General features: G+C 33.4%; 12 protein-coding genes and 2 pseudogenes. 5 read left to right on the forward strand and 9 right to left on the reverse strand.

The features are described 5' to 3' along the window. Positions 1-86: 86 nt before the first annotated feature. The 7 genes from M1D73_RS27525 to M1D73_RS27555 form a co-directional block, all read right to left on the reverse strand. Complete coding sequence (locus M1D73_RS27525) at positions 87-290, reverse strand: YbdD/YjiX family protein (protein ID WP_000914503.1); 204 nt, start codon at positions 288-290, stop codon at positions 87-89. Continuing rightward, the gene (cstA, locus tag M1D73_RS27530; protein ID WP_000854314.1) at positions 283-2,358 is read right to left on the reverse strand and encodes a carbon starvation protein CstA; all 2,076 of its coding nucleotides are present in this window, start codon (positions 2,356-2,358) and stop codon (positions 283-285) included. The genes M1D73_RS27525 and cstA overlap by 8 nt, the downstream gene beginning before the upstream one ends. A gap of 122 nt (positions 2,359-2,480) precedes the next feature. Next, a complete protein-coding gene (locus M1D73_RS27535) occupies positions 2,481-3,197 on the reverse strand; it encodes a LytR/AlgR family response regulator transcription factor (protein ID WP_000698256.1) in 717 nt (238 codons plus the stop codon). Between the two features lie 218 nt (positions 3,198-3,415). Beyond that, on the reverse strand, positions 3,416-4,615 hold the full coding sequence (locus tag M1D73_RS27540; protein ID WP_098212634.1) for an MFS transporter: 1,200 nt from the start codon (positions 4,613-4,615) through the stop codon (positions 3,416-3,418). A 214-nt stretch (positions 4,616-4,829) separates the two neighbouring features. Then, on the reverse strand, positions 4,830-5,570 hold the full coding sequence (locus M1D73_RS27545; RefSeq protein WP_000290747.1) for a WecB/TagA/CpsF family glycosyltransferase: 741 nt from the start codon (positions 5,568-5,570) through the stop codon (positions 4,830-4,832). A 21-nt stretch (positions 5,571-5,591) separates the two neighbouring features. Then, a complete protein-coding gene (locus M1D73_RS27550) occupies positions 5,592-6,701 on the reverse strand; it encodes a glycosyltransferase family 4 protein (protein ID WP_001221227.1) in 1,110 nt (369 codons plus the stop codon). Positions 6,702-6,796: 95 nt separating this feature from the next. Further along, the gene (locus M1D73_RS27555; RefSeq protein WP_000880755.1) at positions 6,797-8,269 is read right to left on the reverse strand and encodes an O-antigen ligase family protein; all 1,473 of its coding nucleotides are present in this window, start codon (positions 8,267-8,269) and stop codon (positions 6,797-6,799) included. Positions 8,270-8,763: 494 nt separating this feature from the next. Here M1D73_RS27555 and M1D73_RS27560 point away from each other — a divergent pair, with 494 nt between their 5' ends. From M1D73_RS27560 to M1D73_RS27570, 3 genes and pseudogenes are all read left to right on the forward strand, one after another. After that, positions 8,764-9,396, forward strand: coding sequence for a trimeric intracellular cation channel family protein (locus M1D73_RS27560; RefSeq protein ID WP_000924371.1), 633 nt, complete (start codon positions 8,764-8,766; stop codon positions 9,394-9,396). Between the two features lie 254 nt (positions 9,397-9,650). After that, positions 9,651-10,028, forward strand: a pseudogene (locus M1D73_RS27565) (protoglobin family protein); the annotation flags it as partial. Continuing rightward, complete coding sequence (locus tag M1D73_RS27570) at positions 10,026-10,832, forward strand: methyl-accepting chemotaxis protein (protein ID WP_374221796.1); 807 nt, start codon at positions 10,026-10,028, stop codon at positions 10,830-10,832. The pseudogene M1D73_RS27565 and the gene M1D73_RS27570, both read left to right, overlap by 3 nt. Positions 10,833-10,923: 91 nt before the next feature. Here the strand turns inward: M1D73_RS27570 and M1D73_RS27575 are convergent, their stop codons facing one another. Further along, a complete protein-coding gene (locus tag M1D73_RS27575; protein WP_001015630.1) occupies positions 10,924-12,237 on the reverse strand; it encodes an ArnT family glycosyltransferase in 1,314 nt (437 codons plus the stop codon). A gap of 298 nt (positions 12,238-12,535) precedes the next feature. On the opposite strand from M1D73_RS27575, the gene M1D73_RS27580 reads away from it, so the two are divergent. Then, complete coding sequence (locus tag M1D73_RS27580) at positions 12,536-13,048, forward strand: acyl-CoA thioesterase (protein ID WP_000412120.1); 513 nt, start codon at positions 12,536-12,538, stop codon at positions 13,046-13,048. Between the two features lie 61 nt (positions 13,049-13,109). On the opposite strand, the pseudogene M1D73_RS27585 reads toward M1D73_RS27580, so the two are convergent. Beyond that, positions 13,110-13,712 (reverse strand): annotated as a pseudogene (locus M1D73_RS27585) (4-amino-4-deoxy-L-arabinose transferase); the annotation flags it as partial. A 200-nt stretch (positions 13,713-13,912) separates the two neighbouring features. Here M1D73_RS27585 and M1D73_RS27590 point away from each other — a divergent pair. Further along, complete coding sequence (locus M1D73_RS27590; RefSeq protein ID WP_000970527.1) at positions 13,913-14,893, forward strand: glycosyltransferase family 2 protein; 981 nt, start codon at positions 13,913-13,915, stop codon at positions 14,891-14,893. Positions 14,894-14,952 lie beyond the last annotated feature (59 nt).

Here is a 14,952-nt window from a genome sequence, read left to right on the forward strand (position 1 = left end):
CTATAATTCCCAAAGTTTTTATTTATTTTTTGCTGTTCCACGTGAAACAGCAAAAAATAAAAAGGGCGAAAACTCGCCCTTTTTCATTAACAACAGCGTGATATTTTTCCACCCTTTGCGTTAAATCTTGCTTCTTGTGCCTCAGCAAAAAATTGCTTTTGACATAAAACCTCTTCTTCAGGATGATGCTTTTTCATATGCTCCACATATACTTCATAACTTGGTACCCCAACGAGCAAACTAATAAAGCGCTTCCTTTCCCCCCATACTTGCCACAGCTTTTTAAGCATAGTTCCTCGACTCACTTTCATCTCTAGGAATATATGGTGCCTCTTTTAACGGCATTGGCTTATTTCTTAATACTTGTATCCAAATTCGAAGTGCTGAAATTAACACAGCGATTACAACTATCATAAAAATCCCACAAAGCGCTGCATCAATATAATCATTGAAAATAATTTGCTTCATTTGAGCGACATTTTTAGCTGGCGCTAGCACTTTTCCCTCATCTAATGCTCTCTGAAATACCTTTGCATGCGATAGAAATCCAATTTTAGGATTTTCATGAAATAGCTTTTGATACCCCGCCGTCATTGTTACAATCAGCAACCCGACAGTTGGAATAAGTGTTACCCAAACGTACGCCTTTTTTCCCATTTTGAACAAAATTGTCGTTCCAAGTAATAATGCAATACCTGCTAGCATTTGATTTGCAATACCGAAAAGTGGCCATAATGTATTAATTCCACCGAGCGGATCTATTACCCCTTGGTATAAGAAATATCCCCACCCTAATACACATAATGTTGTAGCGATTACATTTGCTAATGTAGAATCCGTTTTCCCAAATGGCTTATATACATGCCCTAAAATATCTTGAATCATAAATCGGCCGACACGCGTTCCGGCATCAATCGTTGTTAAAATAAATAGGGCTTCAAAGAGAATCGCAAAATGATACCAAAATGCCATCATGGCCGTTCCACCTATTACTTGTGAGAAAATATATGCCATACCTATCGCTAATGTTGGCGCACCACCTGTACGTGATAAAATCGTTTGCTCTCCAACATTTACAGCGAGATCTTTTAGTTCATTTGGTGTAATAGCAAATCCCCATGAGGAAATAACTTGAGCTGCCTGCGAGACATCTGTACCGATAAGTGCTGCGGGACTATTAATTGCAAAATACGTTCCCGGTGTTAATACACAGGCTGCAATCATCGCCATCGCTGCTACAAACGACTCCATTAACATTGCTCCATAACCGATTGGCTGTGCGTGTCCCTCTTGCTCAATCATCTTCGGCGTCGTACCTGATGAAACAAGAGCATGGAATCCAGACACTGCACCACAAGCAATAGTAATAAATAAGAAAGGGAATAGGTTTCCAGAGAACACAGGACCAGTTCCATCAATAAATTTCGAAACTGCTGGCATTTGTAAATCTGGTGCTACAATTAAGATACCGATTGCTAACCCTACAATTGTTCCGACTTTTAAAAATGTACTTAAATAATCACGTGGTGCTAAAAGCATCCAAACTGGTAATGCAGATGCAATAAATCCATATACAATAAGCATAATAGCAATTGTTTCACCACTAAATGTGAACATACTTGCAAGTGTTGGATTTTCTGCTACATACTGTCCTCCAACAAGAGATAAAATAAGTAGGATAATACCGATTACTGATCCTTCTCCAACACGACCAGGCCTAATATAGCGCATATAAACTCCCATTAAAATAGCGATAGGAATCGTTGCTGCTATCGTAAACATTCCCCAAGGACTTCCGATTAGTGCCTTTACTACGACCAACGCTAATACTGCTAATAAAATAATCATAATTCCTAAAATACCTATCATTGCAATTAGTCCTGTAACAGGTCCAATCTCATCTTTAATCATTTCTCCTAACGATTTACCATTACGTCTCATTGAAGCAAATAAAATAACAAAATCTTGGACAGCCCCCGCAACAACTACCCCAACAATAATCCAAATGGTCCCTGGTAAATACCCCATTTGTGCCGCTAAAATCGGTCCTACTAAAGGTCCCGCTCCAGCAATCGCTGCAAAGTGATGTCCAAACAATACCCACTTATTTGTTGGAACATAGTCTTTCCCATCATTTAATGTATGGGCTGGTGTTTGCCGATTATCATCTAAATTAAAAACCTTTCTCGCTATAAATCTACTATAAAAGCGATAAGCAACTGCATATACACATACGGCAGCTACTAAGAGCCATACAGCATTAATGGTTTCACCTTGTGATAAAGCTATTACCCCAAAAGCACCTGCTCCTACTGCTGTAATAACGCCCCAAAGTAAGATCGATTTCAATGTCTTCACATACAATTCCCCCAATACTATTTCTTAGTGGAGATTGTACTAAATTTTCTGAATATTTAACTTGAATCCTCCCTATCATGAAGGATTTTTAGTTTATCATGTTAAAATACTCTCATTATCTACTATAATTCAATGTTATTTCGAAGGCGTTTTACATAATTACGACTGACTGGAATCGGTTGCTCATCATACCTATCTAAATACAAATTATACGTGCCATTATAATAAGGTTTCAGTTCTTTTACATATGACATATTAATTAAATAGCTTTTATGTACACGTAAAAAATCATATGCATTTAGCTTATTTTCTAATTCCTGAAGTGTATATGTTGAAATATACTGATTATTCGTTGTGTAAATTGAAACAGTTTTATTTTCTTTATTTTTACTTACATATACGATATCTTCTGGAAGAATATATCGTATGCCCTCTTGACTTTCTATCGGTAGTTTTCGCAAATAACTCTTTGCTTTCTCGCCTTGTTCTTTACCTATTTTATATAAAAGAAATTGTAAATCTTCTTCACGAAATGGTCGCAATAAATAATAAAATGCTTGGAAACGAAAAGCTGTAATAGATTCTTCTATGTTTTCACCTACAAAAATAAATTTTGTATAGCAATTTATTTCTCGTAATAAACTTGCATATTCAAAACCAGTACCATCTAGTAATTTGGAACTTAAAAAAACAAAGTCTGGTATATGTTTTTTCATCATAAATAAAGATTCTGTTCCTGTCTTTGCTTCAAAACATTCTACATTTCTCATATTTTCAGTGAAATTTTCAGCTAACTCTCTTCTCTCTTCTGCCTCTTCCATAATCAGTAAAATTTTCATTTCTTCAACCACCTAATTCTTTGTCCATATGTCCTGTTGTATACATTCGCTTTTATAAGAAATAATCCCTTTTTCTTACTATACCATTATTTATCTAAAAAAACAGAAAAAAGGAAACCCCTTCGGTTTCCTCTCCCCCTTTATCCTACATTAACTGCCTAGAAAGAGCCGAGTAGTGTAGGGTAATAAACGATCAGGCATACATTTAAAATTTCACTTTATACTAATTCTCGTTGCTTCGTTTCTTGTCCAAGTATTACTACAGCGAATACACCAATTAAGATTGATCCGCAGAAAATCGTAAATATTAATGATAGTGAAGCTTCTGAGGCAACTAAATACCCCACTAATAATGGTCCAAGAATACCACCAATACGCCCAAACGCTGCTGCCATTCCTGCACCTGTACCACGAATAACGGTTGGATACTGCTCAGGTGTATAGGCGTATAATGCTCCCCAAGCACCTAAGTTAAAGAAGGATAGTAACATACCTGCCACGATTAATACTGTTAATGAATCCGCAACCCCAAACAAATAAGCACTGCAAGCTGTCCCAATTAAATACGTAACCAAAACAAATTTACGACCGAGACGTTCAATAAACCAAGCAGCGGTGAAATACCCTGGAAGTTGAGCTAACGTCATAATAAGTACGTATTGGAAACTTTTTATTAAACTAAACCCTTTTAGCACCATTACACTCGGTAACCAAAGGAACATTCCATAATAGGAAAAGACAACACAAAACCATAGAATCCATAGCATAATTGTTGCTTTACGATATTCCCCAGACCAAACTGATTTTATATTTTCAATAACAGATGGTCTTTTTTCAACTTTTTGGAACCTTGGGGAATCCGGTAAATTCCATCTTAAATATAAAGCATATAGTGCTGGAACTGCACTCAATACCATCGCAACTTCCCAACCATATTTCGGAATAACAAAATACGAGATAAGAGCTGCAATTAGCCATCCACCTGCCCAAAAACTTTCTAATAACACAACAATTTTCCCACGCTCATGTGCTTCAACACTCTCTGATACTAGTGTAGAGGCAACCGGAAGCTCTCCGCCAAGCCCCATACCAATTACAAAGCGTAAAACGAGAAACATCGCAAGTGTCGTCGTTAACGCAGTTAAACCACTACCGATAGAAAATAATAATAATGTAATAATAAAGACTGATTTTCGCCCTATTTTATCTGATAGTATCCCAAAAATAAGCGCTCCTACTGCCATACCGATTGAGTTAATACTGCCTATCCAGCCCATTTCTTGCGTACTTAATCCCCAATCCTTTTGCAAGGCTACCATTACAAATGAAAGCATTCCAACATCCATTGCATCAAATAGCCATCCAAGCCCAGCTATACCAAGTAGTTTGCGCTTCGAAATTTCTTTTACCTTGCCCACTAGAAGTCCTCCTCACACAGGTGTCTTTACACATCATTTTACATGTGTGAATTGTATAAGTAAAATACTTTTGTGTAAAAAATTCTCCTTCATCATTCCCAAAAAGTAAAACGTCTATCCCGATTGGTGAGAGCTAATAATCAGTGGGGATGCCTCACTAATTAAAGTTTCAATTTATTAAAAATGAACAAATAAAAAAAGCAGCGATATTTCGCTACTTTTTCGAACGCATTACTTCTTTTAAAAATTCCGCTAATACTAACTGACGACGCCAGCGTGTTGGATTACTGCATAATCTATAAAACCACTCTAAATGAATCGCTTGAATCCATTTTGGTGCACGTTTTACCTCTCCAGCCCATACGTCTAAACTTCCACCCACTCCAACAGCCATTTTCGTTTCTAAACGATGCTTATTGTTTTGGATAAAGTTCTCTTGTTTCGGGAAACCAAGTGCAACAAGTAATAAATCTGGTTTTGCTTCTTGAATGCGAGAAATAATATTCTCTTCGTCTTCTTGTTTAAAATAACCATCTTGTATACCGGCGATGGATACAGCTGAATATGTCTTTGTTAAATGATCTGCTGCAGCTTGTACAACATGCGGCTTTGCACCTAATAAGAAAACAGATACCGGCTTACTATCTTCAGATAACTTCGCAAGTAAATTACACATTAAATCAAAACCTGCTACACGTTCTTTTAAAGGTGTACCAAGCATCCCGCTTGCCTTTACAACCCCAATACCATCAGGTGTAATTAAATCTGTATTCAATAATGTTTGATAGAACTTTTCATCCTTTTTTGCGCACATAACAATTTCAGGGTTTGCTGTTACTACCTGAAACGTATGAGTTCGCTCCGCTTCTAGTTGTTCTTTTAAATATTGGACCGTTTCATCCATTGTCATTGTAGAAAAAGGAACGCCTAGAATATCAACTGTTTGTACTGCCATAGTTAACTATCCTCTCTATCATTACAAGTTTTTCGCTATTAATTGCTTATATGTTTCCTTTGTATCTTCATATAGTTTTTGAAGTGAGAAGTTCATAGTAGCATGCTCATAAATATGTTTACCCATTGCTGCTAACTCTCCAGTTTTCCACTTATCATATGCTTCTTCTAAAGCTAATGCTAATGCCTTTCCATCACCTGTTGGCACAATCCATCCGTAAGTTTCATCTACGATTAATGGTTCAATTTCTCCAGCCCTAGTCACAATTGATGGTACGCGTTGATTTGCCGCTTCTAATAAAACTAATGGGAACCCTTCACTATGGGAAGTTAATAAATTTACATGTGACGACGCAAATAATTGTTTTACATCTTGACGATGTCCTAAAAACTCTACTTTATCGTTAATCCCTTTTTCAGTAGCTAATGACTTTAGATTTTCTTCTAATGGGCCATCGCCAACTAATAATACTTTAATTTTCTCTAATTTTGTTTGTTGTAACGCATCGAATAAAACTTCATGTCCTTTGACAGGATGTAATCGTGCTACTTGGATTGCTGTAAATACATCTTCATCAATATTGAACATTTCTTTTTTATTATAGCCTTCTGCTTTTTCCTTATCGTATTCAATTCCATTATAAATAACATGCATCTTTTCATTTGAAATACCTAATGCTGCCAGGCTTTTTTTTAATCTATTTGTTACAACGAAAAATAAGTCTATATTTTTTAAGGCTTTCAAATTTAATTTCGTAAAAATCCAACCTTTTAAGCCCTGTTTAGTAAAGTCTTGAAATGGATCACTATGAATAGTCGTTACCCATTTTGCCTTTATTCTCTTTTTCATTAAAGAAACATAGAAATTAGCCCTAGGGCCATGTGTATGAACTACATCAAATTTTTCTTTATTAATAAATTCACTTATATTCTTTAAAATGGATAAATCATAGCGCGATTTTTGTGAAAACACATGGACTTTTATCCCTAACTCCCTTGCTTCCTTCGCAACAATTCCATCTTCAAATACTGCTAATTCTACTTCACCAGTTGGAAACTGATCGAGAAGTGAAATAATATGTGTTTTCCCTCCCCCATCTTCTGCTCCTGCATTCATATGCAATATTCTCATATTTTTTCCTCCTTTAAATCCTCGCTACGTTTCCATCTATTTTTATTTTACTGTACTAAAAAATAAAAGCTAACAAAAGTTAGCTTTTATTTTTATCATTCAATTTCTAGGTCTACTATTAGATAAGCTAACACCACTACAAAGTAAATCCCAACTCCTGGTGCTGTTAAAATATGTCCTGCAATATAAGCAATACCTAACGCTAACAATAAGCTTGCTGAAATCATTCCATATTTTATATTGAATATGTCCTTAAATCTCGTAGCAAATGCTAGTAAAATTCTTAGCCCGTAATAAATAAATGGAATCATTAGTAATACAAAGCCAATAATCCCGAAATCATAAAACCAATCATGGAAGTCCATTTCAATTAGTTTTGGATCTGGCTGCTTTTGTTCATTGTATTTAAAGTTACCTGCATAACCCATTCCTAATAACTTTTGTGACATTGGCGCTTCTTTAAAGAACTGCTTATGTCTTTCTTCATATACTTGACGTCCACTGAAAATAAGATTTTCTTGATTTTCTTTCTTTTGCTCTTTCTCAAGCTCTTTCTTAACTTCCTCTTCTATCTTCGCCTTTTCTTCTGGCTTTTCAACTTTATGATGATTTTCTTCTTTTGCTTTAAGTTCTTGCTCTTTTTTCAGCTTCTCTTTAATTTCTTTTTCTTTTTGACCTTGCTGTGCCACATTTTGCTCTGATAAATAATTATTGTGAATACCCATATTTTGTGCTAATGGTGTTTGTTTAAACGTCCCAACTACACCAGCTAATAGGACCATAGCAATTACTGCATTAAGCGCAAGGGATTTTTTGTTCGGATTTTTTCTATCAAATAATAATTGTAGTACAATGATTCCGATTGCTGCCCCTAACGTAGCACCAATTGAGCCCATTCCAACTTTTGTACCGACTTGAATTAGCGAATAAATCATTAAAAGTGATGGAATCCAATATAAAATGTGTTTCCAGCTCTTTGTTTTTTGAATAGAATATAGTACCACAATAGGGAAAATAATAGCTAAGATTGAACCTAGTTCATTCCCTGCATAGAACCAACCTCGAGAACCAACCTTCATCCATTCATAACTACCAAAGTCAGTAGATGTTGAAATAGAAATAACCATAATTGCGTTAATGATTAATGTAGAATATACAATACTATTTCGAACCTTATCACTAATATTAACTGTCTTTTTCAATGATTTTAAAGCTAAAATGTATGATCCCAGCATGATATATATATATAATGCTTTCGCAACGAATTTAACCTCTTCACCAAGTACAATAGGATTTTTAACTAGTTTGTTATTAATAAACCCTATCCCTAAAACTCCGGCTAATAATATAAGATAAATTAAAAACTTTCTATTTTCCTTCTCTTTTGCCTGAATTAAAATGTAAATACCACCAACAGCCATAATAAGGAATCTTACTAAAATTCCAACGGTAGCATTTGACTTTAATAAAGTTATGCTAAGAGACGTTAATAAATCTAAAACAGGCTGTAAAATAATAAAAAAGAGCAAAAAATGCTCAAATCTAACCCTAGCTTGATTTGCTAACATTCCAAGACCTCCATACAAAATCTTAACATTATCTTTTAATCATAATTTTTTATCATTCAAACACACCTAGCAATTATAACATAACTCATATTCAAATCGAGAACTATTTTTCCAGCTAAAACTAGCCAGGACAAGTATTAATAAGTAATAAAAATCATCGTCCTTTAGCTATACTCCCCTATTTTTACAAAATCTATCTAACAACCATCCCCTTATTTTTGTCAGTATATACATATTTTTTTATCATTTTATACAAATATAAATATCTCACCTCTAATTGTAATATTTTACCAAATTAACAACATCAAAAAATGTAAAATTAATCTTTTCATATCTTTTTCAGATTACTTTATGGTTATTTTCCAAACATTTTCAAACGCTTTCTTTATGAATTTTATCCGTTTTTCTACATGTAGCGAAAAGTAATTGTTATTTCCAATACTTTAGTGTATATTTTTTCTCTGGAACATCTTTAAGAGGAAGGGATTAAGGCCATGTTATTAATCGATATATTTACGTTTCTTGGCATTATCGCCGCTGCCATTTCTGGTACATTAGTTGGTTTAAAAAAAGATTTAGATTTATTTGGTGTCCTTTGTTTAGCTGTAGCCACTGCGCTCGGCGGCGGTATTATTCGTGATATCATGATTGGTAACCTGCCCCCTGTCGCATTTGTAAAACCCATTTACTTTTTCGTAAGTGTATTATCAGCATTATTTACTTGTATGTTTTTTGAGCGTATCAATAAACTTCAAGTCGTTATTATGCTTTCTGATGCTGTTGGCTTAGGCGTTTTTACAGCTATTGGTGCAAATGCGGCAATGTCACATCATGTTGACGCCTCATTTCTAGTTGTTTCAATGGGAGTCATTACAGGTATTGGAGGCGGTATTTTGCGTGACATTTGTGCTCAAGATATCCCTTACGTATTCCGAAAAGAGATTTACGCAATCGCTTCTATCTTAGGAGCAATTAGCTTCCTAATTACACACGCTATGGGGGCGCACGTATTAGCTTTCTATGTTTGTTTATTAGTAACATTCGTTATTCGTGTCGTCACTGTAATATATAATGTGCATTTCCCTGTCTTCTTTAAAACACATGCTAAAATTAATAAAGGCCATTAAGAGAATTCTAGATAGAATTCTCTTAATTTATATACTATTCAACGAACTAATATAGAGTAATTATATATAAGCATATATAATTACTCTATATTAGTTTTAAAATTGAAAACGTTTTATATACAGGGGGAAGAATGATGCTTGGGGTTTTCAAAAAAAATATTAATAAAACAAATGCCAGTATAATCGAATTAAGTAAGAACCAACAAATAACTTTTAATGTACCTACTAATTCTGAATTAAAAATTCAAATGGATATGCTACATATTTCAAAAGAAGATTTACAAGTTGTAAAAGTGCTACAGCCTTTTATTTATGCAGAAATTGATTGGATTACTGAAAAATTCTATGCCAACATTACAAAACAACCTAATTTAATTACTATTATTGAGCGTTACAGCTCTATTCCAAAACTAAAACAAACTTTAAAAACACATATTAAAGAATTATTCAGCGGAAATATGCATGAAGATTTTATTGAACAGCGTGTTAGGATTGCCAAAAGGCATGTACAAATTGGTTTACATCGAAAATGGTATACTGCTGCTTATCAAGAATTATTCCGCTCTATCATGAAGATTTTGCAAACAAAAATAACGACAATCGATGATTTTTCATATTCTATAAATGTTATAAATAAATTATTCACTCTTGAACAAGAACTTGTTCTTGCAGCTTATGAATCTGAATACGAAAGAATGCAAAAAGAGCATGAGAAAGAAAAAGAATTAACTGCTATGACAATTACGCATATCGCAACAGAACTAGCTGCTGTATCTGAAAAAACAAGCTCTTCTATTCAAAAACTAACCGCCAAATCTGAAACTATTGTAGAGATTGCTAAAACAGGTACATCATTAGCTACAACATCTGAAGAAAAAGCGAATAAAGGGAAAGAACAATTAAACCAGCAAAACAAACGAATGGGATCTATTCAAATGAATATGGAAACGATTATTACAGATACTCATGAACTTCTCAATATTTCTAACAAAATTAATGAAATCATAGATATTGTTAAATCGATTGCGGAGCAAACAAATTTACTCGCACTAAATGCTGCTATTGAGTCGGCACGTGCTGGAGAATTTGGGAAAGGGTTTTCTGTTGTTGCTGGCGAAATCCGAAAATTATCAGAGCAAACGAAAGAATCTATATTTAACGTTACAAAGCTCGTCGAAAAAACAAATGAACAAATTACTCGTGTCTCGTCTTCTGTGAAACAAATTAGCTCTCTCGTATCGGAAGGAACAGATAGTATGTCGGCAACAGATCGATACTTCCAAGAAATCGTAAAAGATATGTCTAACTCAAAAGAACAGAATAAGAAAATTGAACACGAACTACAAGCTATTTCACAAGTAATGAAAGGAATTCAAGATGATTCCTCACAAATGGCTCTAACAGCCGATAATTTGCAACTAGAACTAAATCGATAAGATGAAATTTAGTAGTCAAGCATACTTTTCATCTGTACTAACTACTAAATTTCATCTTCCATCAAAAAAAAGAATCCAGAATGGATTCTTTTTATTTTCTGAAAAATATTTTTTGACAATACACATAACTCATATAAACACCAAAGCTCTGCAAAATAAACAATGCTGGCATAATTACATTGTAATATGCCATATCTACTTGGAAGAGCTTTAACAATACGTATCCACTAATTAAAAATAAGAACAACATATATCCCTCATTTTGTTGTTTCTTAATAAGGAAGTGTAATAGAGCTATAGTCATAAACAATGTTACGGCTATATATATCAGTTTTTCATATTTGAAAAGAATAGAATTTATCCCCTCATCTGAAAACTGATTTATCATCGGTTCTAAAAGTTTAAATCTTTCTCCCTCAATCTCTTTTAACTTTTGATCAATATGCTCTGTTACACTTTGATTTTTCGATATTTTTTCTTCATGTTGCGTTTTTCCAATTAAAACAGATTGAACATACGTCTCATTCGCAATCGTATATTGTGACATTCCCATTGTCTTAATTCCATAATTCACACCAAAATGGGCACTATAAAATAGAATAAGTATCCCTATCATCTTTAGTAACACCTTTTGTTTCGTTGCTGATTGAAATACTTCGATTAATAATACATATACCGTGATAAAAATAGGAAGAAATAATCCCATTGGGAAAATCATATTACTAAATGCAAATAAAATCGCTGAAAATACCCACATATAAGGATGATCTAATCCTTTATATAAAAGTATGTAACAAGCAAAATAAAATAAAAATATTGCAAGTGACTCAGGAGTTAATACGGAACTCATGAATATATTTGGAATATACAGAGCATAAAAGATAGAAGCAATACGACCGCATTCTTCTCCAAAAACCATTGCTGCAATACGATAAATAAAAAATGCGGTTCCTGCGCAAAATAACACATTAAATAGTTGTAAAGCGAATAATGTATCACCAAATATACGAATAATTACTGACTCATATATAATAAAAGGCAAATGAGTTACAGTCTCTATATTATTACCAATTGCAATCTGCTTTGCAGACTCATACATCACTTTCAGATCACCAATTATTGGAGCGTCTACAAATAACAGCATACTAAGTCTCACAACTATAGATATACTTATAAGAAAAATAAGAAATTGTTTATCTGTAAAACGATATTGTAGAATTGATGCCACTAACAAAATGAGTATGATAAAAATTGCTAATATGATTGTTACACTTGTTGTACTTCCTCCAAAAAATTGCTTACTTTTCTCAAATGCTGCCCAACAACTATAAACAAAAAATGCGAGCATCGCACCGATTGTAATTTTATTAAAGAAAGATGAAAAATTTGTTTGTATATGATTCATATGTCCATTGCACCTCTATTTCCATTCATAACAAAACGATTCTATCATGAATGAGTACACGGCTGATAGAGAATTTCTATGACAAATACATAGTCATTACTTTTTACTTGCAATGTAAGCGAATCCTCTTTTACACTACATTTTAGATAAAATAAATTTTCTTTCAGTTACATGAATACAAATACAGAAGTTTAAATAATCCTCTTTTGGAATACACTTTACTTCATTAAATATCTAATATGAGTAATCCGCTTACACATATTATTCTGATTGAAAACAGACTATAGGGGCTGAATATATGGAAAAGAAATTCATGCGAGAATCTAAAGCAATTAAGACAACACGTGTTTTTCCTAACGATTTAAATAATCACCAAACACTTTTTGGAGGGAAATTATTAGCAGAAATTGATAGTATTGCTTCGATTGCGGCTGCAAGACATAGTCGTAAACATTGCGTAACAGCATCTATTGATTCAGTTGATTTTTTAACTCCAATTCACCAGGCTGATTCTGTTTGTTATGAAGCATTTGTATGTTATACAGGGAAATCTTCAATGGAAGTTTTCGTAAAAGTAATCGCAGAAAATTTATTAGCAGGCGAGCGTAGAATTGCTGCTACTTGCTTCATTACATTTGTAGCAATAAAAGATGGAAAACCTTCGTCGGTACCACAAGTACTACCTGAAACTGAGGAAGAACATTGGTTACACACAACCGGTTTAGAACGCGCGGAAAACCGAAAAAAGGGACGTTTAAAAAGTAAAGAGATGGCTGAAGTTTTAACTTTAAGTAAACCTTGGAATATTTAACATAATCTTCTCATCATACATGCACAGGTCCTTCCTTGCATGTATTTTTTATTATAAAAAATACTATCGCTTGCTTCATCAATGTGGAATGGATAGCGCTTCATTAAAAGATATATAAGTAATGGTATTGGATATAAAGCAACTTGTAGGCGTAAGTACAATGCTAAAAAGTAGAAAATGTTTCGTTTTATGAGTATCAGCTAATTTTAAACTCCAATATAATAATCCCAATGAAAAGAATAGAAGCTGTCCTTCTGTTAAAGTTAAATTTTCCAAAACAATCTCTGGAGGATACACGGCTAATAAGAAAGTACCTATTAATCCTGCAGCGGGATTCAATAAATAAGTACCAATCTTATAAGTTAGTAAAATAATAAGTACCCCTAATAGGATAATAATTAATTTAGCTACAAAAAGGCCTTTATTGCCATTTACAAAAAAAGTAAAATACAGTAACTAAAAACACTTGAAAACCTGGCATAATATGAATAGATGGTTTATCCATCTCATGATATATCAACATTCCTGTTTCCAATAAAATAGTTGCCGTTTTTTGATGACCTATATCATCGCTAGCTAGAGTCCAATCTGCACCATGTGTTTGTAAAGTTGCAAAACGAAGCGCAAATCGCCTTAACATTTCATACTTTCCCTTAAAATACATAATTTCCAAATTGCATTTCTATATTTTCACAAGAAAATATATTCTATAATGAATACTTTTATACAAAGTACAATAATAGAAAGTTGATTTACAAAGTTTATATGCGTTAAACTGATACAGATGTTCTTGTAATCTTCTTCCTTTCAAAAGGCTTGTATATATGGTGCAAGACATAAAAAATTTGAGGAGATAAAAATTCTATGATGGAACAAAAACAACTTGTTTCTGTTGTCATACCTCTGTATAACACAGAAAAATATATTGAAGAAACAATGCAGTCAATACTGGATCAAACATATAAAAACATTGAAATTGTAATTGTAGATGATGGAAGTAAAGATCAATCACCTTCTATCGTAAAAAATCTTGCAGAAAAATATCCGGGGCAAGTAAAATACGTTCACCAAAAAAACCAAGGCGTTTCAGTAGCTCGTAATACAGGGATTGAAAATGCTAGCGGGGAATACGTCGCTTTCCTTGATAGTGATGACTTATGGCATCCAACTAAAATTGAGAAACAAATCGAGAGTATGCATAAAAACAACATGGATGCGTGCTATTGTGGTTATATGAATTTCTACGAAGAAACAGGCGAAAAGGTTGAGCATACAACAAACTTTATTAAAGGTGATATGGCAAAAGCATTCTTAACACACCAAGTTGTTGCTCAAACAAGTACTTGGATTTTCAAACGCTCTATCGCAATGAATCATAATATCCGTTTTACACCAGGATGTAGCTGGGGAGAAGACTTGGAGTTTTTATTTAAACTAATGAGTGTGACAAATGTATGCTATGTCGATGAATATTTAACATATTATAGAATCTTATCCGAAGGAAATCTTTCTTCTAAATATAAAGATTACGAATTAAAAACAACTAAAGAACTAGAAGTATTCAATCGTATGAAAGACTGGGTACATAATAAATCTCAAGACTTCATTACGAAAGACCCTCAGTCACTTATTGAGATTCTTGAGACTTATTTATTCCCTTATACGGTTATCAATAATGCTTGTATATACATTAAGGAAAACTCTCAATTAAATAATACCCAAGTCCAATTAATCAAAAAAGATATAAAGAAATATTGCCGTAAAATCTATTCAAAAAACGGAAAGCGTAGTAAAAAACTATATGCAATGCTTTGGTTTGTGCGAATTAAATTTCTGTTTTCTTAAACTGAAAATATAGTACTCATCTCTCTTTCCGTAAACAAATCAAATTTACAAATAGGACA

The sequence above is a fragment of the Bacillus sp. PK3-067 genome (genome assembly GCF_056738645.1).

Bases quoted from the DNA above. Each gene is read 5' to 3' on its own strand.
- M1D73_RS27525 (WP_000914503.1), bottom strand. From the start codon at position 290: ATGCTTAAAAAGCTGTGGCAAGTATGGGGGGAAAGGAAGCGCTTTATT.
- M1D73_RS27535 (WP_000698256.1), bottom strand. From the start codon at position 3,197: ATGAAAATTTTACTGATTATGGAAGAGGCAGAAGAGAGAAGAGAGTTA.
- M1D73_RS27545 (WP_000290747.1), bottom strand. From the start codon at position 5,570: ATGGCAGTACAAACAGTTGATATTCTAGGCGTTCCTTTTTCTACAATG.
- M1D73_RS27550 (WP_001221227.1), bottom strand. From the start codon at position 6,701: ATGAGAATATTGCATATGAATGCAGGAGCAGAAGATGGGGGAGGGAAA.
- M1D73_RS27555 (WP_000880755.1), bottom strand. From the start codon at position 8,269: ATGTTAGCAAATCAAGCTAGGGTTAGATTTGAGCATTTTTTGCTCTTT.
- M1D73_RS27560 (WP_000924371.1), top strand. From the start codon at position 8,764: ATGTTATTAATCGATATATTTACGTTTCTTGGCATTATCGCCGCTGCC.
- M1D73_RS27575 (WP_001015630.1), bottom strand. From the start codon at position 12,237: ATGAATCATATACAAACAAATTTTTCATCTTTCTTTAATAAAATTACA.
- M1D73_RS27580 (WP_000412120.1), top strand. From the start codon at position 12,536: ATGGAAAAGAAATTCATGCGAGAATCTAAAGCAATTAAGACAACACGT.
- M1D73_RS27590 (WP_000970527.1), top strand. From the start codon at position 13,913: ATGATGGAACAAAAACAACTTGTTTCTGTTGTCATACCTCTGTATAAC.